The sequence below is a fragment of the Nostoc sp. genome (assembly GCF_036919675.1).
Lineage (GTDB): Bacteria > Cyanobacteriota > Cyanobacteriia > Cyanobacteriales > Nostocaceae > Nostoc.
Window position 1 is genome coordinate 168,702 of the sequence record NZ_JBALCP010000057.1, and the last position, 23,974, is coordinate 192,675.

The window sequence follows — 23,974 nt, forward strand, 5'->3', positions numbered from 1 at the left end:
ACTCAGGTTCGCCTCGCACCTACACGCTGTTTGGTAAAATATCTAGGTCGTTTAATCGGATTATGTCCATCTTTGAGCCAATCAACAGACCTAATTAACCTCGATACATTAGCGCAGGAACTGGCGACAATCCAGCAAACGGGTTCTAAAAGAATTGCCTTGCTGGGTTCTCGTCACGTCCCGATTACGCATCAGAATCTTATTGAAATGATGACATATGCCCTAGTTTTATCGGGTAATCGCATCATTACTTCTGGTGCTACAGGTACAAATTCAGCTGCCATCAAGGGAGCAACGCGGGCTGATCCGAATTTATTAACGGTGATTCTACCCCAAAGCCTGGAACGCCAGCCTTTGGAATCGCGCCAGCAACTAGAACAGGTAATGCATCTAGTGGAAAATTCCAGTAATGATAATCTGTCTCTTGCTGAAGCTAGTTACCTGTGCAACAAGGAAATTGTCTCTCGTTGCCAGCAACTGATCTGCTTTGCATTTCACGACAGTGGCACCCTGTTGCAAACTTGTCAAGATGCAGAAGAACAAAGAAAAGTAGTGACCCTCTTCTACTTTGATTAGTCATTTGTCATTTGTCTTTTGTCATTTGTCATTTATATTTGACTAATGACTAATGACTGATGACCCTTACGGGTGAAGCTCCTACGTCGCTATCGCAACGCTCAAGCCAGTCACTCATGGGGGAAATCCCTAAGACCGTGCTGGCTCACTGATGACTAATAACCAATAACTAATAAGTAATGATAATTTTTTTATACTCGATCGCTGCTGCTGCCGTTCTGATTTACCTACCATTTTTGGTGGTAGCTTATGCCCGTGTGCAGATTGGGTATGAAATGTTTTCTACTCCTCGTGCTATGTTTGAGAAATTGCCACCATACGCCCAACGAGCTACCTGGGCACATCAGAACACCTTTGAAGCGTTTATGGTGTTTGCGGCAGCTGCATTGATGGCATACGTAACTGGTGTAAATTCTTCTACAGCACAAGTGGCTGCGATCGCCTTTGTGGTGGCCCGTTTGCTATACTCAATTTTTTATATTTTGAATATACCCCTTTTGCGATCGCTGATGTTTGGCATTGGCATCTTTGGCTCTGCCACTCTCATCTTCTTGAGCATCATCCAAGCTACTAGTTAATTGGGGAGTTGTGGCTGGGGACTGGGAAAAAGTTTTCCCAATACCCAATCCAAAATCCAAAATCTAAAATCCAAAATGTTTTATGGCTTCTACTTTTTCCTTTGACATTGTGAGCGACTTTGACCGACAAGAGTTGGTTAACGCTGTCGATCAAGTTATCCGAGACATCAAAGGTCGTTACGACCTCAAAGACACTCAAACGACTGTCGAGTTAGTCGAAGAAAGCATTAACGTTAGTACTGATAGCGAGTTTACCTTAGATTCTGTACACACCATCCTGCGGGAAAAAGCCGCCAAGCGCAACCTCTCCCAGAAAATCTTTGATTTTGGCAAAGTTGAATCAGCTAGTGGTAATCGCGTCCGTCAAGAAATCAAACTCAAAAAAGGCATAAGTCAAGAAATCGCCAAACAAATTTCCAAATTGATTCGCGACGAATTCAAAAAGGTACAAGCTTCAATCCAAGGGGATGTTGTGCGGGTTTCTGCCAAATCTAAAGATGACTTACAAGTAGTTATGCAGCGGCTGAAACAAGAAGACTATCCGGTGGCTTTGCAATTTACAAATTATCGTTAAAAGATTTGCATGGTGGGCAGTGCCTATCCAAACTAAGTTTTTTGAAGATTTTTTGTTTGGATATTAATACACGGTAGGTAACTTAACGCTAAAAGGGCGGTTAAAAACCGCGTCTAGACGAGGCTTTACCCCCCTGCACGGGGTAAACTAAACCTTAATTTTCTACTTAGCCCACGGAGGTGTAGCTCTTGTTTGTGTAGCCGCGAATTCCATGAGACTGTTGGCGAATCAATAGGGGGTCTAACCCATCAGCCCCAATCCATCTGAAATTTCTGGAATTTTAGTGCGTTTCAACTCACTTTAGCTATTAGCCCACAATTTATTGCAGGGCAGGAAAACAACGCAAAGCTAAAGTTTTAGGGGTGGGGGGTTAAACCCCTTGTCAATTGACCAACAGTCTCATTCCATTCGCCGAGGCTTAAGGTACTTCCAGTTAAAAAACATCCCATCGCAGGGGCGCAAGACCTTGCGCCCCTACTAAAATCAAGCCCCTCCGCCAATACTTTTTTGAAATGCCGGACGCTCAGATAACTTCTTCATATAGTTCAACACCGCTGGGTAGGAGCTGAGGTCTAGCTTCAGCATGATGGGAATGTAATTCAAAATAGACCCCACTGCCACATCGACAACAGTGAATTCATTACCCAGCAAAAAAGGTTGCTTACTAAAAATTTCATTTAATGGAGTCAACAAGCGGGGCATTTCCCGCTCCCGACTTGCTTCTACAAAAATTCCTGGCCCAAGGGTGGCATTGGCAAACAACACCCATTGGGAAAATACAGCACGTTCCTCTGGTGAAAGCGGAGTTTTAGCGTACTTATCAGCAAGATATAGCAAAATTGCCCCAGATTCCCAAAGCTGAAAGTCCCCATCAACAATTGCTGGAACTTTACCAACTGGGTTAATTGCCAAATATTCAGGCTGGAGATGTTCACCTGCCTGCATATCGAGCTTGACAAATTCGTAAGGAACTTTTATTTCCTCTAAATACCAGTGGACAATTGAGGCTCGACTACGAGCGCCGCCGTAAAGTTTTAGCATAATTACTTAAAGAACTTTGTGAGTGTGAGAATGCTGTTTAACGTTGTCTTCTTTGGTGACAACTCTAGCGGCGTTTAACACCCTTTTCCGCTCAATGGAATACTTAAACTCAGTGTAGTTTGTACCTAATGGAATCAGAGATTTTGCAGATTCACGACGCTTGTAGGTACGAGCTGCTGCAAATGCCCGTGGCACAAATTCCTCTCCAAACTGAGCCGACTCTGGGAAGCCATCTGGCACCAGTAATGAATCGCCATCCAGCACAGATCCTAAAGTTGTTGCATGAGCCAGCTTATAGGAGGTAGGGATGCCCTTTAAAAGCGCTTCCAAAGCCGCGGAGGGAATCGGTTCTATAACTTCGATTTGATAAACTTCTCCATCTTCTTTGACGAAGCAGGTTGCTAAACCGATAACAATATAATCATCGGTTGCTAAATCAGGGGCATTGGGATAGGAAATTGCGGTTGTCATCAGAAAATTTCTCAAAACTTAAAAATTGAATCCAGAGGCTGGGGCATGGGGCACTTGTACTGAGCGAAGCCGAAGTATTGGGCATGGGGCACTCGTACTGAGCGAACGCAAGAGCGTCTCTAAGAGTTGCCGTTGGCGCAGCCTCTCCAAGAGTTGTATTGGGTATTAATTGTTCTCCCCCAGATTCCCCTTCTCCCTTATCCTGCTCATCCCCTCTTTAATGAACGGCTTGTTGGCATTCTACCAATTTGTCGCTCTCACTACTTGACTAGTCTTTGAGATTAACATCTGCTATTTCTGGAATTCAGCTTCGGGATCAAGTATCCATGATTAGGTTTGAGGAGCAATTGTTTATTTAGGGCGTAAATTTCTCTTATGCGGCTAAGTTAAGTTCTCTCTTTAGATAGCTTTAATGTAACCCTAAATACCTTAAAAATAGACACAGTGGTAAAACCACTAGCGGTAAAAAACTAGAATTGGATTTCAAAAAGCATTGATTTCATGTAGGAAAAGATGAACATTCACTCATTTTTAGCTGACGATGACCAGCAAAGTAAGCAATATAAATATGTTCTAAATAATACAAATAAAGTTCAAGAGCAGAGGATGAACGATCGCAGCGAATCTACTTTAGGGGATAGCTACTTACGCTCTTGTGCTTTGAAGTCGGCTCAACAAGGAGATTATACTGAGGCAATCGCACTTTTAAGCCAACTAATTTCCTGCCATCCGCATAATGCCGTTGATTACAATAACCGCGGGCTAATTTATTTCCAAAGTGGTGAAAGGCAAAAAGCGCTTTCCGACTATAATACTGCCCTCAAAATCAATCCCAATTTAGCTAGTGCTTATAATAATCGGGCAAATTACTACGCTGCTTGTGGAGAATTAGCAGCAGCACTTGCCGACTACGATCAAGCGATTAATTTTAATCCTCGCCATGTCCGGGCGTGGATTAACCGAGGCATTACCTGGCGTGACTTGGGGCAATATGAGGAGGCAATTGAGAATTTTGAGGTAGCACTGCTTTTTGGTCAACTAGAAGGTCATATCTGGGCTGAACGCGGCAGGACTTACCATCTTTGGGGCGACTGGAATTGTGCTATCGCTGATTATCGTCGCGCCCTCACTCAACTGCCCTCTATCGACAACAGTAAGGATATTACTGGTTGTCGCTTGCGTTTACAACTCGAAAATTGGCTAAATGAGTTGCTATCTGAATCAACGTCCTAATTGGTAGATTAGTTCTTCTGGAGGATTCAAAATTCAAAATAATTGATTAAATTTTGAATTTGAGTTTAGTGACGCTGTATCGCTAATGACTAATAGATGATAACTACATAGCTATTCAAAAATTAGCTATTAACCATTATTTATTAGCAATAATATAAATTAACACCCGGTTTATCCGTAGCCTGAATCACAAGAAACCTGAATTATCCCAAATTCCCGATTTGTCTTAGGGTGATGACTCAGTTTGTTCATCTTCTTGGCGATCCTGATTCATCAACACGACCCGACGCTGGCTGGGATCAAATCGGTATCCTTGTTCTTGCATAATAGTTTTAGTTTGCTGAGGATCGAAGTTACGGCCAAATTTCACCTGCAAACCATTCACATGTCCTTGCATCAGCTTGACTTCAGTACTAATTTCTCGCAACTTTTCTTGCTGTAACCAATGATAAGGCAAAAGTTGTGCTAGAGCAGATGCTGCGACGGCTGTAACAGCAAGATTAACCGCTATTTTGGCTGTGCTTTCCAGTGCCATCACCTGGTAAGAACGTTGACGAAGATGCCGCTTTGGTCGAGGAACGGCCCGGCGTTTTTGTATAGGTTGTAACGGTGGTTTGGAGGGTTGAATCGCGTTCATGATGCTAAAAAATAACCTCGCTTAATGAAGGGAAGCACTGTAAAAGCGTTCTGGCGCTAATTACTGCTTGATTTAGCTGTCATATTACTTCATTTTTTTGAAATAACTACAAGTGTTGCACCAGTTAAAAAATAACCTGGCTTACGTAAGTGCCAGTTTCCTAGCTACTTATGGCATAAAGCCACAAGCATTGGAAATTGCACCCCGTACTGCCAGGATTATTAGCTTTTTAACTGTGTCACATCGTAGTGTTACTTGTAAAGTTCTGTGGCTAATCGCCAAGCTAGAACTCCTGGAATCAACGCCACAACTAGAGCGATGTAGACTTGAGTATCTGAGATGGAAGATATCTGAGCGATGTACAGAGTATCTAAGATAGGCATGGCTGAAAACCTCCTAACCTGAATAGATTTTGAACAGTTCGTTTACTACTTTTCCTTGTTTTGCCAAGATTGGGGAATATCTTGTTACAAGATGCAACAAAAGCAGTTATTGGTAAGTAGTCGTTAGTGATTCTCCATTAGAAAAATTTATAAAAATATGAATTTGTATTTGGGTATCGACTTTGGCACATCTGGCGCCCGCGGTGTGGTGATTGACGAGGAAGCTTCTTATATCCAGGCTGAGGTGCGATATCCCTTCCAGGATTCGCCAGCCCCTGTTATGCCAAAAATTTGGCAGCAAGCTTTATTTGTGCTGATGGAACAAATACCTGACCAATTGCGGCGAAAAATTAAAGCGATCGCAATTAATGGTACTTCTTCTACCGTCTTGCTGGTCGATGCTGTTGGTAATCCAACAGATGCACCATTGCTGTATAACGATGCGCGGGGATCATTGGTGCTAGAGCATTTGAGGGATATAGCACCCCCCAATCATACCGTGTTGAGTGCCACCTCCAGCCTGGCCAAACTTTTGTGGATGAGGCAATTACCCTCTTTTAGTGAAGCTAGATATTTCCTGCATCAAGCTGATTGGCTGGCGTTTCTCCTACATGGGTATTTAGGGATTAGCGATTACCACAATGCTTTAAAGCTGGGTTATGACGTAGAAGAGTTGAAATACCCCGAATGGTTAGAAAAGCTGCAAATACCGATACAGCTACCCAAAGTTTTAACTCCTGGGACTCCCATTGCAAAATTGCGCCCTGAAATTGCGGATAAGTTCGGTTTGTGCCGTGATTGTCAGGTGTGTGCAGGTACAACTGATAGTATTGCCGCTTTTCTCGCCAGTGGGGCAAAATTACCTGGTGAAGCCGTGACTTCTCTGGGTTCAACGTTGGTACTAAAGTTATTAAGTCGTACCCGTGTAGAGGATGCCAGATATGGGATTTACAGCCATAGGTTGGGTGATTTGTGGCTAACTGGTGGTGCTTCTAACACTGGGGGTGCAGTACTTAAGCAATTTTTCACAAACGCTGAGTTAGAAAGCTTTAGCCGGGAGATTGATGCATCTAAAGCTAGCGTTTTAGATTATTATCCATTATTGAAAGCAGGCGATCGCTTTCCGATTAATGACCCCAATCTAGCCCCACGTTTGGAACCACGCCCAGATCATCCAGTGGAATTTTTGCATGGGTTGTTAGAAAGCATTGCCCGCATAGAAGCGCGAGGGTATGAATTATTACAACAAATGGGTGCAGACAAGTTGACCCGTGTTTATACTGCTGGCGGTGGCGCAGCGAATGATATTTGGACTGCAATTAGGGCGCGTTATTTGCAGGTTCCTGTAGTAGCGTCAGTGTATACAGAAGCTGCTTACGGAACGGCGCTATTGGCGATGGGGGACGGAAGAAGCGGTGAACAAGAGTAATTGTGTGACTATCTTTTCGTAGATATCTTGTAAATCAGTATCTATCCCAGTGACAATCGACATATCTAGGCCGATACTGGGATGATTAGATACCGGACTATAGATTCCAGGTTAATTATCTGGGCAGCTATTCGGGGATGGGTGCTTCGCAACAAGCGAATGTCATCTGTCTCCTTTACTAATTATCGGTGTGAGTTTAAGATAGCCTAGCATCGCTCGCGGTAACGGGTGGATTCGTCAGACTAGTGCTCCTATGGGGCTAACAAGGGTGTGTATGTGTAAAAAAAAGTGGAAATGAAAAAAAAGCAGTTTACAAACGTTTTGTTTTGTAAAAGTGGGAAAGGTAGGATGTTTGAAAAAAGCAGTTAGTTTACAAGCGTTTAATAAGCTGTTATTTTTATTTTTTTATTTTAAGAATATAATTTTTGAGGAATAAATCATGCAACAGTTTAAAAACGCAATCATTTTTACCGAGGATCGCGAAGCGGGCTTAAAAAAGTCGTTACAAACTCTAAAATTCTTTTCGCTTTCAGATGAAGAATCAGCGATTTTGTGTGGCGGAAAAGCGATCAGTAAGTTCGATGTTTTGGTGATGGGGGGGAGTGGACCTGAGGTGTTGGGGTCGAGTTAGATTTTCGATTTTCGCATCATATCTCATTCATGCAACTTGCGTCAAACGCTCTATTCGCTAGAACAAACTTCTTTAAAACTTCTGCCACTTGCGGGCATTCCGATACCTGGCACTGCGCGAAAAGTGTCAGTTGACCAGGCGAGCATTTGTGCTTACCCTTATTTCGGCTAATTTTATGGCCAGCCAGCAACTTACTTCCCCAGTCAGAAAGTTTGGCTGGTTTTGCTTTTGGTTTATACCGTTGACAAAACCCCCGATATTTTTTGGCACATTCATAAACATGTTTTACCCAGTTCTAGAAAAGCCGGATGCCATTGTGTCAATCCATCAACAGTCAATTGGTGAGTCCAGTCCTGCAAGCGGGTTTCCCGCCGTAGGGAACTGGCGTTAGCGAGTACTCGAGCGTCACCCGTAAGGGTCATAAGTGCCGTAATTACTGAAATCGTAGAAAAAACTGCGTCGCATTTGAGCAGCTTTGGGATTGCCATGAATGTAGCGTAGAGTATTTAATGCTCGCTTAGTATCCGTGGGTGGAAACCCACAGCTATAATATCTCGCCTCCCAAAAGTGTCCTGTGCGATTGAGCATCCCTTCGACTGCGCTCAGGGTTACACCGATTAAAGCACATGGCTGTGTACCAATTGAGAAAATGCATGATTTTAGGCAAATCTTCTGGGGTAGCTGGTTCTATGAGATAGTGGACGTGGTTGGACATGATGCACAACGCATAAAGTTTGAAGCCATATTTGTCCAAACCTTTTTTGATTGCATATAAAAAGACTTCCCGGCACTCTCGCCGCGCCAAGTTAAATTCGCGGTTGTTGCAGCGCGTAGTAATGTGGTAAGAAAATCCTGCTGACAAATTTCTTTTCTGGCGGGTCATTTAAGTTATACCAAGTTGTCAAACTTAACACGCGGATTGCTAATTATCGGCTACGTTCTTTCACATCTCGAAAATAACGATACCGTTGCGTCAATTCTACGTTCTTTCACGTCTTGACAATGATATATAGCGCTTCTGGATTGAGTCCAATACAGACCTAACCCCCACCCCCTTAAGAGCAAGGGAAGCTACGGTGTACACACAAGTCGGAAAAACTTCATTCACCAAAGATTTGCAGTGCGTTACGCTGGCGTGACAAAGCTAAATGTGAGCGTATTATATTCTGATGAAATCAGTTTTTTATGATATCCTTATCCTGATGGCAAAAGGGTATCAGGTTTCTAAATCATGGACTATGAATTTCGGGTCATCGTAGAGAAAGTCTCCGTTACGAGCCAAAAGATAGTCAAGCGAGATACGGTAAAAATCTACGATATTAAACGACCTGAGTCCATCCTCGACCTGGGTCTTCGCCATCAAGAGCAAATCTCATTGCTCTCCAAGGTTCAAAGCGCCTTACTGGTAGAGCAATCTGCCCTGATTGATGCGGGTTACGAGGCTTGTCCCCAGTGCGGACAAAAGCTTAGCAAGAATGGATTCATGGTATCGAAATTTCATGCCGTCTTCAGCGATCACAAGCTGCGCATCCAAAAGCATTGCTGCAAGAATCCGGATTGTAATTGGCAGAGTGCACCGACCACCACTTCTTTATTTAACACCGACATTCACCCCGATCTAGCCAAACTTCAATGTGAGCAGGGGGCATTGCATAGTTATCGAGAGGCTGTCGTTAACCTGGAAAAACTGAACGCCCAACGTCGCAGTATCAATAACCACGACCGCGTGAAAATCATGACGAATCGAGTGGGTGCTCAACTGGATCAGGAGAATCGTAAAGTCCCTACTGGCGAAGAAATACCCATCCCGGCTGCGGAATTGATTGTCCAAGTCGATGGGGGACATATTCCGACCAAAGACCAAGATAAGCGCAGCTTTGAAGCCTTGTCCGGTATCGTCTATAGACCCAGCAGTATTGAAGTGATCGAGCAACACCATCGGCGAATTAGCGATAAGACCTGTGTCATCTCGGCTTTAGAGGATAAACTGCAAACGATCAAGACCTATGTATATAGTGCAGCCCTCAAGCAAGGGCTGACGAAACAAACGCATGTGACCGGATTAGCCGACGGTGCGAACAACTGTTGGTCTATCATCTTAGACCTTCAGCCGCATTGCCAAACCCTCCAGTTGATATTGGACTGGTTCCATATCGGCAAGAAATTTCAGACTGTCAAAAATGCTCTTGAGGATACGTTTAACGAATCTCTGGAAAGTGCCAAGTGGACTCTATGGCATGGTGGAGCAGAAGAAGCTCTGAAAAAAATTGCAATCATCCGAGACAACATCACCGATGAAAAGAAACGATCTAAGCTCCAAGGATTGCACGATTACCTGAAGAATAATCTTGACTATCTCGTCAACTACGATGAGCGGAAGAGAACGAATAAAGCCTTTACGAGTCAAGTCGCAGAATCTCATATCGATTCATTGATCAATGCTCGACATAAGCGCAAGCAAAAGATGCAATGGACTCGAGAAGGGGCTCATAATGTATTGCAAATTAGAGCGAGTATGGTAAGTAATGAATGGGAGGAGAAGTGGCTAGAGTTAGTATTGACTAATTTAGAGAAAGCTGCTTAATAATTTACTTCCTTCATCATAATCTAATACGCCTCCTGTCAGCTACGGAATTTATCCAAGATAACTACAAGGGTCAAGAATAGATTTCGCATTTCCAGATTTTTTAAGGGGTATACCCACGATTTCGAGAATTGCTAAACAAACCCACCTCCAACCCTGTGGCAAAATTTATTAGAGTCCTTCCATAGTTAGTTTGCCCCGCATGACCGCAACCATTCCCAATCTCCCCAGTCTCTACGACCCCTTTTCCACCGAAGCCAAGTGGCAAAAATTCTGGGAAGACAACCAAGTTTACAAAGCTGACCCCAACAAAGGCGGCGAACCCTACTGCATCGTCATCCCGCCGCCTAATGTCACCGGCAGTTTGCACATGGGTCACGCTTTTGAAAGTGCGTTGATTGATACCCTCGTGCGCTACCACCGGATGCAAGGGCGCAATACCTTATGGCTACCCGGAACTGACCACGCCAGCATTGCTGTGCATAGTATGCTGGAAAAGCAACTCAAGACAGAGGGAAAAACTCGCTACGAGTTGGGGCGCGAGAAATTCTTAGAACGCGCTTGGGAATGGAAGGCGGAGTCTGAGGGAACGATTCTTAATCAGCTACGACGCTTGGGTGTCTCGGTGGACTGGTCACGGGAAAGGTTTACCCTGGATGAGGGTTTATCCAAAGCTGTTGTCGAGGCGTTTACTCGCCTCTACGAGGAAGGCTTAATTTATCGTGGTGAATATTTAGTTAACTGGTGTCCAGCTTCTCAGTCGGCTGTGTCTGACGTGGAAGTGGAAAATCAAGAAGTTAATGGAAATCTTTGGCACTTCCGTTATCCCCTCACTGATGGTTCTGGTTATGTGGAAGTGGCGACAACTAGACCAGAAACTATGCTGGGCGATACGGCAGTAGCAGTTAATCCCAATGACGATCGCTACAAACATCTCATTGGCAAAACTGTAACTCTGCCAATTCTACACCGAGAAATTCCGATCATTGGTGATGAATTTGTTGACCCTACTTTCGGCACGGGTTGCGTGAAAATAACTCCCGCCCATGACCCGAATGATTTTGACATGGGTAAGCGTCACAATCTGCCGTTGATCAATATTATGAATAAAGACGGCACTCTCAACGCCAATGCTGGGGAGTTTCAAGGACAAGACCGTTTTGTTGCTAGAAAGAATGTGGTTTCTCGCCTAGAGGCAGATGGCTTTCTGGTGAAGATAGAAGATTATAAACATACCGTTCCCTACAGCGATCGCGGTAAAGTACCTATTGAACCCCTCCTCTCGACTCAGTGGTTTGTCAAAATTCGCCCCCTAGCTGACAAAACTTTAGAATTCCTCGACCAGCAAACTTCTCCAGAGTTTGTCCCCCAACGCTGGACTAAGGTCTATCGTGATTGGCTAGTAAAACTCACTGATTGGTGTATCTCTCGCCAATTATGGTGGGGACACCAAATTCCTGCTTGGTACGCTGTCAGTGAAACGGATGGGCAAATTACCGATAACACGCCGTTTGTGGTGGCGAAATCGGAAACTGAAGCTTGGGAGAAAGGAAAAGCACAATTTGGCGAAAATGTCAAATTAGAACAAGATCCAGATGTGCTAGATACTTGGTTTTCTTCTGGACTCTGGCCGTTTTCGACTTTGGGCTGGCCGGAACAAACTCAGGATTTAGCAACTTATTACCCGACTACTACCTTGGTAACAGGCTTTGACATCATCTTTTTCTGGGTAGCTAGAATGACAATGATGGCTGGGCATTTTACGGGTCAAATGCCTTTCCAAACGGTTTACATCCACGGCTTGGTGCTGGATGAAAAAGGTCAGAAGATGTCAAAGACCAAAGGTAATGGTATTAACCCGCTGTTATTAATTGACAAATATGGTACTGATGCCCTGCGCTACACCCTAATTAGGGAAGTGGCTGGCGCTGGACAAGATATCCGGCTGGAATACGATCGCAAAAAGGATGAATCGGCTTCTGTAGAGGCATCCCGCAATTTTGCAAACAAGTTGTGGAATGCTGCTCGGTTTGTGATGATGAATTTGGATGGACAGACACCGCAACAATTGGGGAACCCAGTCGCTACCGAATTGAGCGATCGCTGGATTATCTCGCGCTATCATCAAGTTGTCAAACAAACTACCAATTTCATTGACAACTACGGTTTAGGGGAAGCAGCAAAGGGACTGTACGAGTTTATTTGGGGTGATTTCTGCGATCAGTATATTGAACTGGTGAAATCCAGATTGCAAGCAGATGCCGATCCAGCATCGCGGCGGGTAGCACAGCAAACCCTCGGCTACATACTGGAAGGGATTATGAAACTGCTTCATCCCTTTATGCCTCATATTACCGAGGAAATTTGGCAAACTCTCACCCAACAACCAGCAGATTCTCGGCAAACTTTACCGTTACAAATCTATCCCCAGATAGATGCAAACCTGATTGATAAAACTTTGGAAGAACAGTTTGAATTGCTGATTGCTACTATCCGCACAATTCGGAATTTGCGTGCTGAAGCGGATATTAAGCCAGGGGTAAAAGTGACAGCAAATTTGCAAACTGAAAGTGAGAAGGAGCGGGAAATTCTCACTGCTGGACAGTCTTATATTAAAGATTTGGCTAAGGTTGAGACTTTAAGCATTACTGACAAGCAAGAAAACCAAACTGTTGCTGCTAAAAAACCTCAGAGTGGTTTGAAGACAATTGGCTTAGTTATTTTGGCGATTTTCTTAGGTAGATTGGGTTTAGCTGTGGGGAATGCCATTGATGATACTCCCATCGTCGGAACTTTCTTTGAAATAGTTGGTTTTAGTTACACAGCTTGGTTTGTTAGTCAAAATTTCCTAACTGCTCAAGCAAGACTTAGCTTATGGAGACGCTTTTTCCCGCAGAGAGAATCAGAACAATCACAAGAACCAGAAAATGCGATCGCTGGTGTGATTGGTACAATACAAGTGCTAATTCCCCTTAGCGGTGTGGTGGATATTGAAGCTGTGCGTGCCAAACTAGAGAAAAGCCTGAGTAAAGCTGAAGCCGAAGTTCAATCCCTGAGTACCAGATTAAACAATCCTAGTTTTGTGGATAGAGCTAGAGCCGACGTAGTACAAGGAGCGCGGGATGCCTTAGCAGAAGCACAGAAGCAAACTGAAATTTTGCGCGATCGCCTGAAGGGATTGCTGTAGGCGTCACATACATAGCTTAGGATAACTGTAATGGGTAATGGGATTATTAATTCCCAATCACCCATTACCAATTAAATTTATTCCAAATATCAATTTTGTCCTTGTTTTTTATTAAAAATCATTTTTTGAATTTGGAGCGGAGCCGGGGACGTTTCCGTTACTCCAGAGAAGTCGAAGCTAAGGCTTCCTTAGATCAGAACTTCTCCGATCGCAGACGCTGCGCCAACGGTGATTTTGAATTTTGAATTGGAGCGAAGCGACTCTCATGCTATATCTAGCCCAGGTGCGTAAAAACGATTTTTTAGACCAGCACCAGTTACGCTTGTTGGCGCGTCAAGAAGCTGATAACTTGTGGGCGATAATTCCGGAAGAGGCTTTTATTTTGCTGGGAAAGGGAAAGATCATGAGTGAGAACTTGCTTGTTTTAGTAGAACTTTCCCCTACAGGCGACATTCAAAAACTAGAAGATGCTACCAACTGGGTACTTCATCTGGTACAAAACTACCTCACCATCGGCATTACTCCAGAATTTTTGCAGCAGGAAGCTGAACGAGCAGAACATTGGCGACAATCCCTGACGTTACAAAACCAAGACTTAGCGCGGCGTTCCTTGGAATTGGAAGCTCGTCGTGAACAAATTCAAGCCTTAGAAGAAAGCCTCAAACGCGATAAAAATGGCTATCTCCAAGAGGAAAGTTAAAAGTTTACAATTAATTGTATTGCCTATAAAGCCACAGCACCCCTAAGTGTATATTTATTGCACGTGACCCAGCAACAGTTTATCTGTCTATTGCTGGGTAATGTACCAATGCTTGCTGTAGTTAGCTCCCGTTAGGCAATCACAGTAATATTTGCATTACTAAGCAGTGCGTTATTCGAGAATTGGGCTATTTGAACTCCAGAACTAAAAATAACCATGAAAAAACTCATCCTCCCGCTGATCTTCGTTATTCTGGTGCTATGTAGATTGGTGGGTTACGCTGCTGTGAATAGCCCAGCGTCTGCTTCCGGCTGTGCGATCACCACCCGTTCCGCCCCTATTAGCAATGGAACGTTGTCCTACAACCAGGTTGGGACTGGACAACCAATCTTACTGCTGCATGGACTATTTGCCAGCAAAGAGCAGTGGAACAGTATGATGTGTCAGTTGTCTGAGGCGGGCTATTGGGTGATCGCTCCCGACTTACCAGGCTACGGCAACAGCACTGGGTTCGCAACGAGGGACTATGCCCTGGAGAATCAGGTTGCACTGCTGCACCAGTTAACGAATCAATTAGGAATTCGCTCCAGATTTGATGTGGCAGGGAGTTCGATGGGGGGAGCGATCGCCACCCTTTACAGCCAGCGTTACCCGGAACAGTTGCGTAGCCTTGCCTTTATCGGTTCACCTTTAGGTGTGACTGATTGGGCTTCGAGCCTCAGAAATTCCATCTTTGACGGCATAAACCCCTTTATTCCAATCACCAAAGAACAGTTTGACCTGGAAATTAGCCTGCTGTTTGTCACACCTCCCACCATCCCTGATTCTGTTAAAACAGAGAAAGTGAACGACTACATCACTCATAACCGTCACTATCAACAGATTTGGGACATCGTGAACCTGTACGATGACGTTCTCTGTCAGGGACGCTCAACTCAGCTTCCGACCCTTGTTATTTGGGGTAGAGAAGACAAAATCTACGACATTCGTGGAGCTGATCGGCTGCAACGCTGTATTCCCGGAAGCCAAGTGATCCGATTACCAAAGGCAGGACATCTGCTGCTAATGGAAAATTCAGAGGAGGCAACTGTGGATTACTTAAGATTTCTCAATGTGTTTCACTCTAAAAGCACATTGCCAACGTCTTAAAAAACATTAATTTTTATGCGTAACTTCTGTATTTCAATATAAAAGCACATTACTGATGCGTGAGATAGCCGTGCCAGCAAGCCGCCGCTACAGTATATATGAAATCTTGGAGGTTTCAGGCTTTATGACCATTGGACTGTATTACTTGTGCAGTAAATCTGTATATCTATTTATTTACCGTTAGTGGACGTGAGGAAAAACTGGCATTTTAAGGCTGACACGAGCCGCCAAGCAACGCCTGAAATTCCTGCTAAAAAAGGATTATAAAAATAAAATTGCTATTTTACCCGAAATCACCCAAAAAAGCTTTTTTTTGGTGTGCCATTTGAAGTGTACGGCGGAGGTAGGATGAGACAACAAGAGGGTGGCGTGACAGTATGGTTCACTGGTCTAAGTGGTGCAGGTAAAACTACCATCTGTCAATTCGTGGAGAAGGAACTGCGGATACAGGGATACAGAGTTGAAGTTCTGGATGGCGACGCAGTCCGTCAAAACCTATGCAAAGGGTTGGGTTTCAGTAAAGAGGATCGAGAAGAGAATATTCGGCGCATTGGCTTTGTGGCTCATCTTCTTGCCCGAAATAATGTAATTGTATTGGTTTCAGCCATTTCACCTTACCGTAAAATTCGCGAACAAGTGCGCCAAAGTATTCCATATTTCATTGAAGTTTACGTCAATGCATCATTAGAAGTTTGTGAACAGCGAGACGTAAAAGGGTTATATAAAAAAGCAAGATCCGGGGAGATTAAGCACTTCACTGGTATTGATGATCCTTATGAAATACCACTCCGTCCGGAAGTCGAATGCAAAACTAACCAAGAAAGCGTTGCCCAAAGTGCAACTAAGGTCTTAGAAAAGCTGGAAGAGTTGGGTTATATAGTTGCTAGATTGAATAATTTATGAGTTAAAGAAAGTTTTTAACTCATAATTTTTACTAGGATGCCAATAATTGCCGAATTAACCTGGCTACAGCCTTTTGCGTGAAGCGGCTGGCAATTTGTTGACCCAAACGCTGTACATCAGAATTTACCAATAACTGGGCAATTTGGGGCGCAAGTTGCACTGGATCAAAGCCTCGTGTTTCTCGGAGAATACCCAATATACGTTTAATATGCTCTAAGGTTTGTTGTTGCTCAACTGTCGCCGCCGGAATTTCATTAACTGCTGTCAACCCAACCCGTTCTCGCAGCAGATAGGTAAAGTTATGCAAAACATTTTTACCTAAAGCATCGAGTCCGTTAACAGATTCATCTACCAGTTTGTCACGAATGAAAGCACCGCGTTCAGATGACAGAAATTCTATCCCCTGATTCAGCACTAAGTCAAAGTCGTAGTCTTGACTCTTACGCGCATTAAGTAACAAGTTTTCTAAGCGATTCCAGCGAAATCTGCCATCTTTAAATAGCAAATCTTGCAATGATGTTCTTAATTGCGGTGCTGGGTCTGTTAACAGGCGTTTAGAAACGTAGGGATAAGCTTCGCTGAGGACTTTAAAGTTGGGATCTATAAATATTGCAATCCCTTCGAGTGTCACCAGAGAGCGAATAATTAAGGCGTAGTAGGGCGGTACGCGGAAAGGATACTCATACATCAAAGCCGATAGTTCATCGGTAATGCTTTTAATGTTAAGTTCGGCTACGCTGGCTCCTTGGGCATCAGCAAAGACTCTGGCAAAAGCTGGGATAATTGGTGTTAAATCAGTTTCTGGTGATAAGAAATCTAACTTAACGTAGTCTTTTGCTAATCCTTCAAAGTCGCGGTTGACGACATGGACGATCGCTTCAATTAAACCATAACGCTGTGGTGGCTTAATCTCGCTCATCATCCCAAAGTCGAGATAAGCCAATTTGCCATCGGTTGTTGCTAACAAATTACCAGGGTGGGGATCGGCGTGGAAAAATCCATGTTCTAGCAGTTGGCGTAGGGAACACTGGACACCCACTTCAATTAGATAACGAGCATCTATCCCTTGGGCGCTAATTTCTTCTGTCTGGGTTAATTTCGTGCCGTTAATCCATTCCATCGTCAAGACACGACGATTGGTATATTCCCAGTAAATTTGCGGTACATATACGTCTTTTATATGACCGTATAACTCGAAAAATCTTTCGGCATTTTCACCCTCATGGATGTAGTCCATCTCTTCAAAGATGCGATCGCCTAATTCATCGAGAATACCAACTAAGTCACTTCTTACCCGCTTGATCTTTTTCTGCGCCCAGGCGGCGAGGTTACGCAAAATATACAAGTCAATTGTGATCCCCTCTCTTAAATCGGGGCGTTGGACTTTAACAGCGACTTCTTCACCAGTTTTTAGCTTACCTTTATAGACTTGTCCCAATGAAGCCGCAGCAATTGGCTGGGCCGAGAGTTCGGCGTAAACTTCTTCTGGAGGGGCACCAAGTTCTTCTTTGATAAACTGGTAAGCAATTTCGTTGGCAAAAGGCGGTAATTGGTCTTGTAGCTTAGTTAATTCTTCTAAGTATACGGGAGGAACCAGATCCGGCCTGGTGGACAAAGCTTGTCCAATTTTGATGTAAGCAGGCCCCAGCTGGGTCAGCAATACTCTTAGCTGAGTGGCTCGGCGGCGGTTATTTTTGACGACAATTCCCCGTTTGCTATCCGACCACAACCCAAAAGCAAAGGATAGAGTCGGCCCCAACACGGCAAAAATCCGCTGTAAAACTTGCACTTTTCTATTTTGGTAATGCGCCGCTATGCCCACAGGATCGTAAAGCGTCTCAGGTTGGGCTGCTGTCCTCACCTTTTGGGCAGCTAAGAGTCTTGGCGAGCGCACAACTAAGCTTGGTGTACCATTTTCTTCTGGCACTACATCAATAACGTCCAGTTCGCCTCGGCTATTTGTGCCGTTGCGACTGTCCTCCTGAATCGGTCGGGAACTAGGGGGAAGTGTCTTAACAATCATGAAGAAGGCCACCAGTCAGAACGATCACATTAAGTATTGTAACAATCTGTTCAGAGATTGAGCATTGGGTATGGGCCAAACAGGGCATTGGAATTAAAATAATTTTTTTCCAGTTCCCAGTGGTTTGCTACACTAAAATGGGCATACTAGTTCAATAGTAGTAGGTATTGCTAGTTGCTGAAATATCATACTTATTGTCCTGTAAGTTAGAAGTATCCGGCATCTGTCCTAACGGAGAATTTGGTTTGATGTTGCTTTGCCTGCGAATTGAAAACTTTGCCCTAATCGACCAACTGGAATTGGAATTTGACGCGGGACTAAATGTATTGACAGGTGAAACCGGCGCTGGAAAATCGATTATTTTGGATGCCATTGATGCCGCTTTGGGTGGCAAAGTCTCTAGTCGAGTGATTCGCACGGGAACAAGTCGGGCAATGGTAGAAGCTACTTTCACCTCAAACGCCCCCCTAGCAGCTTGGTTGAGTGAACAGGAAATAGATTTGCTTGATGAAAATTCCGTAGTCATTAGCCGAGAAATCACAGCCACTGCTAGTAATGTCCGCAGTCGATCGCGGGTGAATGGCGTGTTGGTAAATCGGCAGATCATGGGAGGAATGCGCGATCGCTTGGTGGAAATCACAGCTCAAGGTCAAACGGTACAAGTGGGACAATCTGCCCAAGTCCGCGACTGGCTAGATTTATATGGCGGCGACTCCTTGATGCAGCAACGTCATAAAGTTGCCACCAGCTTCAGTACTTACCAACAGGCGCATTTAGCACTAGAAAAACGCCGGACATCAGAACGGGAACGGTTGCAACAATTCGACTTGCTCACCTATCAAGTGCAAGAATTGGGAGCAGCCAATCTCAGCGAACCGAATGAATTGGAACAGTTAGGACAAGAGCGGGAACGCCTAAATCACGTCGTCGATTTGCAACAGATGAGTTACAAAGTTTATCAGGCTTTGTATCAAAACGATAATGAAATCCCAGCCGCCGCAGATTTATTGGGAGACAGTGAGGCAACATTAAATCATATGGTGGAATATGATACCCAACTGCAACCCCTATTGGAATTGGTGAGAGACGCGCAAGCTGCGGTAATGGAAGTGGGAAGGCAGATTAATGCCTATGGAGATGGTTTGGAAGCCGATCCCCACAGGTTGGAAGAGGTGGAAGAACGCGTTCGGGAATTAAAGCACATTTGCCGCAAGTACGGGCCGACACTAAAAGAAGCGATCGCTTATTACCAACGTATTCAAGGGGAATTAGCGGTACTTAACGACAGCGAACAATCTATCGAAAACCTAGAACAGCAAGAAAAGGCGTGTTTTGAGAAACTCACCCAAGCAAGTAATCAGTTAACTCAACTGCGGAGTAAAGCGGCTGCTAATTTAGAATCACGTTTGATAGCTGAACTCAAGCCCCTAGCGATGGAAAAGGTAAAGTTTCAGGTTGAGATAGTGCCTGCTTCTCCTACTGCTATGGGGGCAGATAAAATTACCTTTATGTTTAGTCCCAACCCTGGAGAACCACTACAACCTTTAACAGAAATTGCCTCTGGCGGGGAAATGAGCCGCTTTTTACTGGCTCTGAAAGCTTGTTTTTCTCAGGTTGATGTGGCTGGGACAATGGTCTTTGATGAAATTGATGTCGGGGTTTCGGGAAGAGTAGCCCAAGCGATCGCGGAAAAATTACACCAGCTAAGTCAACGCAACCAAGTATTATGTGTTACCCACCAACCTTTAGTTGCGGCAATGGCCGATCGCCATTTCCGCGTAGATAAACAAACTATTAATCAAGGCAAAGGTAAAAAAGCCAACAATGATAACGCCGAACAGCGTACCGTTGTCAGAGTTACTACCTTGGATAATTTAAGCACTCGCCGGGAAGAACTAGCACAGTTAGCTGGTGGTAAATCAGCAAGTGATGCGATCGCTTTTGCCGAATCTCTGTTATTACAAGCTGCTAACCACCGTCAAAAAATTAAAAATTAAATATAAATCTACACTGTCGATGCTTCTAATAATGACTGACCGAGATAATCTCCTTCAGCGTTGACACCAGGTAAAGCAAAGAAATATCCACCACCAATGGGGCGAATGTACTCCTCCAAAGGTTCTCCTTTCAAGCGATTTTGCACTGTCACAAACCCCTTTTCTAAATCAGCTTGAAAACAGACAAACAACAAACCCATGTCTAAGTGTCCAGATTTGTCAAACCCGCGTGAATAATTGAAACCACGCCGCAGAATCAAACTCGACTCTGATTTGCGAGGATTAGCAAGGCGGATATGAGCATCTAGAGGAATTTGTTGACCTTTAGGGTCTTGATCATAATTGGGAATATCTTTCTCGTGCTTCATCCCCAAGGGTGCGCCAATTTCCTTGTTTCGCCCAACAATTGTCTCTTGCTCCTGTAATGGTGTACGATCCCAGCGTTCGACTAAGTTGCGGATCACCCGTACCACTTGATAACTTCCCCCTACTGTCCAAACGGGTTCACCACTGTTTGGCTGTACCCAAACAATCCGGTTCATCAATTTGTCGTCACTAGCATTTAGATTTGCTGTCCCATCTTTAAAACCAAGCAGGTTACGCACCGTAGATTTGCCTTGTTTTTTGTGGGTATTCGGCGGCAGAAACCCCGCTATTTGCCAACGCAAAGTGAGCAAGTCAGGTAAGTTCTTAATGATGTCGCGTAAAGCGTGGAGATTAGATTCCTCAGTATTCGCACAGAATTGCAACAGTATATCCCCATGACATAAATCTGGGTCAAGCTGGTCATTGTGAAAATTGGCCATAGTATCTAACCGCTTGGGTTTCAAGTTGCCAAGTCCAAAGCGGTTATCGAACAGTGAGTTACCCACAGCTAGGGTGATTGTCAGGTTATTGGGAGCAATCTCTGGGCCCATAATCCCGGAATCACTGGGTGGAAATTTGGGGTCACGCGGCTTAGGTGTTCCCCCTGCCATGAGAAACTGGATGCGCTCAGTTAAAGTTTTGAACAACCGCACTAAATCAGCTTTATTTGCAGCAGTTGTATCAAATGCGACCATTAAACCCGCAGCAGGAGTAGGGGTAAGAATACCTGCTTGGTGAAGCCCAAAGAAGGGTACGACCTCTTCAGATGGGTCAAGAGGTGTTCCCAGAAGAGTCCGATAACCCAAAGTCGTCAAAGCTGCTACTCCACCTGCTGCTGCCATGCCGATTAACAAGTCACGACGGCTGATGCGGGGAGTAATGCGTAAACTTGGTTGCTTTGTAATGGACATAATTTACTCCTCTAGGAATTCTTTATCAATTAATTAACGCCCAAAGTGCCGCGCAACTGAGATAAATCTTCAGAAAGGGCAGCGATCGCTGTTTTCATATCTTTCTTGTCTGCTTCACTTACCTTGTCGTAGGTAGCAAAACCACCATCAGGGGTTTTGTATTTAGCAAGTTTTTGGTTAACTTTGGTGAAATTGCTATCTACACGTGTCAGCAAATCTGGGTTAGCTTTTTGGATGACGGGGCGCAATAACTCTACAATCTTTTGGGAACCATCTACATTAGCGCTGAAGTCCCAGAGGTCAGTATGGCTGTAACGGTCTTCTTCCCCAGAAATTTTGGTAGCAGCCACTTCTTCAATCAAGCCAGCAGCACCGCCAACCATATTTTTCGGTTCAATGGTCAAGGTGGCAATGCGCTTTTGTAGGTCTAGTCCATCTTTCTGTAGCTTTTCGGCAAAGGGTTTCATGCCTTTTGTAGTTTTGTCCTGGAATAAAGCTTTCTCTATGCGATGGTATCCAGTGAATTGTGGGTCAGCCTCTTTTTTGGCAAAGTCATCAGCACGGGAATCCATAGTTTTATCGAGATCGGAGAAAAGTTCAGCTATCGGTTCTGCCCGTTCCCAGTGGGCATGAGTAGGGGCATAGAGTTTCGTAGCTCTAGCAACGTCTCCAGCACTCACGGCATCCGTGAAGGTCTTGTTGTCTGCCACCAGTTGGTCAGTTTCTTTAGTGACGTAGACTTTGTATTCTGCGATCGCCCCGACTAATTGACCTTGATCTACAGTCCCTTTGGCTTGAGAATTTCCAACTTCTGCTTTGACACTGATTTTCCCTTTGGGATTGCTGCGTAAACCGCAAGCCATGTCATATTCACCCGGTTGTAGATTGGTTTTGAGTTTTTGAACGAAGCCGGGAGCAATATTTTCCTTTTCCTCAATCACTTTCACCCCAGACAAAATCTCCCACTCCAAAGGTTGGCTGCTTTTATTGGTAAGCACAAAGTTGTTTTCCCCAGATGCTAATGTCAGCTGATTGGGTTCGCAACCTTTATCTGTCACAGTCAAAGCAGTTTCTGTGGAATTTTTAACAGAGGTATCGCTGGCTACTTTAGCTTCTAGAGAATTATTCGTGGAAGTATCGCTTGATTTGTTAGATTCACAGGCAGCTACTGTCAAGGCAATTAGACAGATAATTGTTGAGTACTTTAAAACATTTTTCATTCTTGTATTTTCCTAAAAATTATTGAAGTAGCTAGGAATGGCTTGCTGTAGTCTTCTGTCCAGCCTTATCCCCTAAGAAGAACAGCGACATGGTAGGAATTAGATAGCCAAAATAGGCGATCGCCTCACTGACAGTCGGGGTATCGTTATAGCCAAAAAATCCCGCCAAAAGTGATCCGAGAAACCCGTTCTTGGGAAGTACCCCACTAGCATCAAATATTACTGATTGTAGTGAATTCCAGACTCCGGCTTCATGGAAAGCTCTCACCCCACTTGCTAAGAGTCCAGCAGCAACCACGATAATGAAGACTCCTGTCCATTTAAAAAATCGCTTCAAGTTGATGCGGATACCACCCTGATAGATGCCTACACCGACGGCTAGGGCGGCTGCATATCCAAACAATGCCCCCACGGGAGCTTGAATTCCCAAATTTTGCTGAAACGTGGCCAGCAAAAACACTACTGTTTCCAGACCTTCCCGCAGGACTGCAAAGAATGCCATCCCCACTAGTGCTATACCCCATTTATCCCCCGACTGAATCGCAGTTTCAATTTGAGACTGTAACTCGCCTTTAATCGAACGAGCAGCACGGCGCATCCAGAAAACCATCCAGGTGAGAACCCCAACTGCGACGATGGAAATTACCGCTTCAAATAGTTCCTGTTCTTTCTGCGGAAACTCCTGACTGGTTATTTGCAAAATAATTCCAGCACCTAGACAAAGAAAAGTCGCTAGTGCGATGCCAATCCAGACTGACTTCATCAAATGGGTACGACCAGTTTGCTTGAGATAACTGGCAATGATCCCCACGACAAGTGCAGCTTCAACGCCCTCTCGGAACATGATCAAGAAGGGAAAAAGCATGGATAACCTTATTAGTTATAATTACTATCAAATCATCATGAGAATAATAACTTACTTGAGAACATTTGTATATAACTGTGAGTTAAAAATCTCTAAAATCCTGGAATAATAAATTTTCCATTCAAATGACAGTCTGTCAAAAAAATATTGGCGACTGTAAATTATTACTTAATAAAACTACGTAAATCAATAAAACAACTCCTGCAACGCTTTGCTAGGAGTTGTTTCCAGTTTTATCCCTCTTGAACAATGGATGGCAAAGTGTTAGTTTAACACCTGTGTTTTCCGTATTTGCTAACTTGACTTTTCACGGGATGTGGAGAAGGGGGAATGGTTCGCGAACATTATGACTTTGTTGGCGAATTCGATCAGCTTCTATATGAAGCTAGAGTTAAGTATAAATCTAGTAGCTTTTTACTCTTTATTCAAATCCGCGATGAAATTGGATAAAGATTTTTTGGCGGCTTTGTAACCAGGATTTTGTTTAGCTAAATACAATTATGCTAATACACGCTC

At 44.1% G+C, this 23,974-nt stretch carries 22 protein-coding genes; 12 read left to right on the top strand and 10 right to left on the bottom strand.

Annotated elements, in window-relative coordinates:
- Positions 1–72 precede the first annotated feature (72 nt).
- From V7K49_RS11470 to V7K49_RS11480, 3 genes are all read left to right on the top strand, one after another.
- Positions 73–576, top strand: a complete 504-nt coding sequence (locus V7K49_RS11470; RefSeq protein WP_298919191.1) for a DNA recombination-mediator protein A — start codon at positions 73–75, stop codon at positions 574–576.
- A gap of 179 nt (positions 577–755) precedes the next feature.
- Positions 756–1,154 carry an MAPEG family protein gene (locus V7K49_RS11475; RefSeq protein WP_334871302.1) on the top strand — a complete coding sequence of 133 codons (399 nt, stop codon included), beginning with the start codon at positions 756–758 and terminating at the stop codon, positions 1,152–1,154.
- 82 nt (positions 1,155–1,236) lie between these two features.
- Positions 1,237–1,728 (top strand): YajQ family cyclic di-GMP-binding protein, encoded by a 492-nt coding sequence (locus tag V7K49_RS11480; RefSeq protein WP_273767944.1) that lies wholly within the window; start codon positions 1,237–1,239, stop codon positions 1,726–1,728.
- A gap of 483 nt (positions 1,729–2,211) precedes the next feature.
- On the opposite strand, the gene V7K49_RS11485 is transcribed toward V7K49_RS11480, so the two are convergent.
- Together V7K49_RS11485 and V7K49_RS11490 are read right to left on the bottom strand one after the other, a co-directional pair.
- The gene (locus tag V7K49_RS11485; protein ID WP_334871303.1) at positions 2,212–2,769 is read right to left on the bottom strand and encodes a glutathione S-transferase family protein; all 558 of its coding nucleotides are present in this window, start codon (positions 2,767–2,769) and stop codon (positions 2,212–2,214) included.
- 6 nt (positions 2,770–2,775) lie between these two features.
- On the bottom strand, positions 2,776–3,240 hold the full coding sequence (locus V7K49_RS11490) for a hypothetical protein (RefSeq protein ID WP_273767940.1): 465 nt from the start codon (positions 3,238–3,240) through the stop codon (positions 2,776–2,778).
- A gap of 513 nt (positions 3,241–3,753) precedes the next feature.
- Here V7K49_RS11490 and V7K49_RS11495 point away from each other — a divergent pair.
- Entirely contained in the window at positions 3,754–4,473 is a 720-nt protein-coding gene (locus V7K49_RS11495; RefSeq protein WP_334871305.1) for a tetratricopeptide repeat protein, read from the top strand.
- Between the two features lie 226 nt (positions 4,474–4,699).
- Here V7K49_RS11495 and V7K49_RS11500 read toward each other — a convergent pair whose 3' ends face one another.
- Positions 4,700–5,110, bottom strand: coding sequence for a hypothetical protein (locus V7K49_RS11500; RefSeq protein ID WP_334871306.1), 411 nt, complete (start codon positions 5,108–5,110; stop codon positions 4,700–4,702).
- A gap of 251 nt (positions 5,111–5,361) precedes the next feature.
- On the bottom strand, positions 5,362–5,451 hold the full coding sequence (gene psaM, locus V7K49_RS11505) for a photosystem I reaction center subunit XII (protein WP_040630342.1): 90 nt from the start codon (positions 5,449–5,451) through the stop codon (positions 5,362–5,364).
- A 199-nt stretch (positions 5,452–5,650) separates the two neighbouring features.
- Between psaM and V7K49_RS11510 the strand changes: the two genes are divergently transcribed.
- Both V7K49_RS11510 and V7K49_RS11515 read left to right on the top strand, forming a co-directional pair.
- On the top strand, positions 5,651–6,922 hold the full coding sequence (locus V7K49_RS11510) for an FGGY-family carbohydrate kinase (RefSeq protein WP_335205609.1): 1,272 nt from the start codon (positions 5,651–5,653) through the stop codon (positions 6,920–6,922).
- Between the two features lie 439 nt (positions 6,923–7,361).
- The gene (locus V7K49_RS11515) at positions 7,362–7,553 is read left to right on the top strand and encodes a hypothetical protein (protein ID WP_335205610.1); all 192 of its coding nucleotides are present in this window, start codon (positions 7,362–7,364) and stop codon (positions 7,551–7,553) included.
- Positions 7,554–7,825: 272 nt separating this feature from the next.
- On the opposite strand, the gene V7K49_RS11520 is transcribed toward V7K49_RS11515, so the two are convergent.
- Positions 7,826–7,975 (bottom strand): hypothetical protein, encoded by a 150-nt coding sequence (locus V7K49_RS11520; protein WP_335205611.1) that lies wholly within the window; start codon positions 7,973–7,975, stop codon positions 7,826–7,828.
- 122 nt (positions 7,976–8,097) lie between these two features.
- Entirely contained in the window at positions 8,098–8,436 is a 339-nt protein-coding gene (locus tag V7K49_RS11525; protein ID WP_335205612.1) for a transposase, read from the bottom strand.
- A 348-nt stretch (positions 8,437–8,784) separates the two neighbouring features.
- Here V7K49_RS11525 and V7K49_RS11530 point away from each other — a divergent pair, with 348 nt between their 5' ends.
- From V7K49_RS11530 to cysC, 5 genes are all read left to right on the top strand, one after another.
- Entirely contained in the window at positions 8,785–10,137 is a 1,353-nt protein-coding gene (locus tag V7K49_RS11530; protein WP_335205613.1) for an ISKra4 family transposase, read from the top strand.
- A gap of 202 nt (positions 10,138–10,339) precedes the next feature.
- The gene (locus V7K49_RS11535; protein ID WP_335205614.1) at positions 10,340–13,324 is read left to right on the top strand and encodes a valine--tRNA ligase; all 2,985 of its coding nucleotides are present in this window, start codon (positions 10,340–10,342) and stop codon (positions 13,322–13,324) included.
- Between the two features lie 265 nt (positions 13,325–13,589).
- The gene (locus V7K49_RS11540; protein WP_334871589.1) at positions 13,590–14,024 is read left to right on the top strand and encodes a hypothetical protein; all 435 of its coding nucleotides are present in this window, start codon (positions 13,590–13,592) and stop codon (positions 14,022–14,024) included.
- Between the two features lie 216 nt (positions 14,025–14,240).
- Entirely contained in the window at positions 14,241–15,173 is a 933-nt protein-coding gene (locus V7K49_RS11545; RefSeq protein WP_335205615.1) for an alpha/beta fold hydrolase, read from the top strand.
- A gap of 348 nt (positions 15,174–15,521) precedes the next feature.
- Entirely contained in the window at positions 15,522–16,076 is a 555-nt protein-coding gene (gene cysC / locus V7K49_RS11550; RefSeq protein WP_334871591.1) for an adenylyl-sulfate kinase, read from the top strand.
- A gap of 31 nt (positions 16,077–16,107) precedes the next feature.
- Here the strand turns inward: cysC and V7K49_RS11555 are convergent, their stop codons facing one another.
- Complete coding sequence (locus V7K49_RS11555; protein WP_334871592.1) at positions 16,108–18,099, bottom strand: ABC1 kinase family protein; 1,992 nt, start codon at positions 18,097–18,099, stop codon at positions 16,108–16,110.
- A gap of 248 nt (positions 18,100–18,347) precedes the next feature.
- Between V7K49_RS11555 and recN the strand changes: the two genes are divergently transcribed.
- Positions 18,348–20,096 (top strand): DNA repair protein RecN, encoded by a 1,749-nt coding sequence (gene recN / locus V7K49_RS11560; RefSeq protein ID WP_335205633.1) that lies wholly within the window; start codon positions 18,348–18,350, stop codon positions 20,094–20,096.
- 8 nt (positions 20,097–20,104) lie between these two features.
- Here recN and efeB read toward each other — a convergent pair whose 3' ends face one another.
- From efeB to efeU, 3 genes are read right to left on the bottom strand one after another with little or no spacing between them, the layout of a single operon-like run.
- Positions 20,105–21,373 (bottom strand): iron uptake transporter deferrochelatase/peroxidase subunit, encoded by a 1,269-nt coding sequence (gene efeB, locus V7K49_RS11565; RefSeq protein WP_335205616.1) that lies wholly within the window; start codon positions 21,371–21,373, stop codon positions 20,105–20,107.
- Positions 21,374–21,402: 29 nt separating this feature from the next.
- Positions 21,403–22,593, bottom strand: coding sequence for an iron uptake system protein EfeO (efeO, locus tag V7K49_RS11570; RefSeq protein ID WP_335205617.1), 1,191 nt, complete (start codon positions 22,591–22,593; stop codon positions 21,403–21,405).
- Positions 22,594–22,624: 31 nt separating this feature from the next.
- Entirely contained in the window at positions 22,625–23,458 is an 834-nt protein-coding gene (gene efeU / locus V7K49_RS11575) for an iron uptake transporter permease EfeU (RefSeq protein WP_335177665.1), read from the bottom strand.
- Positions 23,459–23,974: the final 516 nt, after the last annotated feature.

Coding starts and splice junctions, on each gene's coding strand:
- V7K49_RS11475 (WP_334871302.1), top strand. CDS start 756: ATGATAATTTTTTTATACTCGATCGCTGCTGCTGCCGTTCTGATTTAC.
- V7K49_RS11480 (WP_273767944.1), top strand. CDS start 1,237: ATGGCTTCTACTTTTTCCTTTGACATTGTGAGCGACTTTGACCGACAA.
- V7K49_RS11485 (WP_334871303.1), bottom strand. CDS start 2,769: ATGCTAAAACTTTACGGCGGCGCTCGTAGTCGAGCCTCAATTGTCCAC.
- V7K49_RS11490 (WP_273767940.1), bottom strand. CDS start 3,240: ATGACAACCGCAATTTCCTATCCCAATGCCCCTGATTTAGCAACCGAT.
- V7K49_RS11495 (WP_334871305.1), top strand. CDS start 3,754: ATGAACATTCACTCATTTTTAGCTGACGATGACCAGCAAAGTAAGCAA.
- V7K49_RS11500 (WP_334871306.1), bottom strand. CDS start 5,110: ATGAACGCGATTCAACCCTCCAAACCACCGTTACAACCTATACAAAAA.
- V7K49_RS11510 (WP_335205609.1), top strand. CDS start 5,651: ATGAATTTGTATTTGGGTATCGACTTTGGCACATCTGGCGCCCGCGGT.
- V7K49_RS11515 (WP_335205610.1), top strand. CDS start 7,362: ATGCAACAGTTTAAAAACGCAATCATTTTTACCGAGGATCGCGAAGCG.
- V7K49_RS11520 (WP_335205611.1), bottom strand. CDS start 7,975: ATGACCCTTACGGGTGACGCTCGAGTACTCGCTAACGCCAGTTCCCTA.
- V7K49_RS11525 (WP_335205612.1), bottom strand. CDS start 8,436: ATGACCCGCCAGAAAAGAAATTTGTCAGCAGGATTTTCTTACCACATT.
- V7K49_RS11530 (WP_335205613.1), top strand. CDS start 8,785: ATGGACTATGAATTTCGGGTCATCGTAGAGAAAGTCTCCGTTACGAGC.
- V7K49_RS11535 (WP_335205614.1), top strand. CDS start 10,340: ATGACCGCAACCATTCCCAATCTCCCCAGTCTCTACGACCCCTTTTCC.
- V7K49_RS11540 (WP_334871589.1), top strand. CDS start 13,590: ATGCTATATCTAGCCCAGGTGCGTAAAAACGATTTTTTAGACCAGCAC.
- V7K49_RS11545 (WP_335205615.1), top strand. CDS start 14,241: ATGAAAAAACTCATCCTCCCGCTGATCTTCGTTATTCTGGTGCTATGT.
- cysC (WP_334871591.1), top strand. CDS start 15,522: ATGAGACAACAAGAGGGTGGCGTGACAGTATGGTTCACTGGTCTAAGT.
- V7K49_RS11555 (WP_334871592.1), bottom strand. CDS start 18,099: ATGATTGTTAAGACACTTCCCCCTAGTTCCCGACCGATTCAGGAGGAC.
- recN (WP_335205633.1), top strand. CDS start 18,348: ATGTTGCTTTGCCTGCGAATTGAAAACTTTGCCCTAATCGACCAACTG.
- efeB (WP_335205616.1), bottom strand. CDS start 21,373: ATGTCCATTACAAAGCAACCAAGTTTACGCATTACTCCCCGCATCAGC.
- efeO (WP_335205617.1), bottom strand. CDS start 22,593: ATGAAAAATGTTTTAAAGTACTCAACAATTATCTGTCTAATTGCCTTG.
- efeU (WP_335177665.1), bottom strand. CDS start 23,458: ATGCTTTTTCCCTTCTTGATCATGTTCCGAGAGGGCGTTGAAGCTGCA.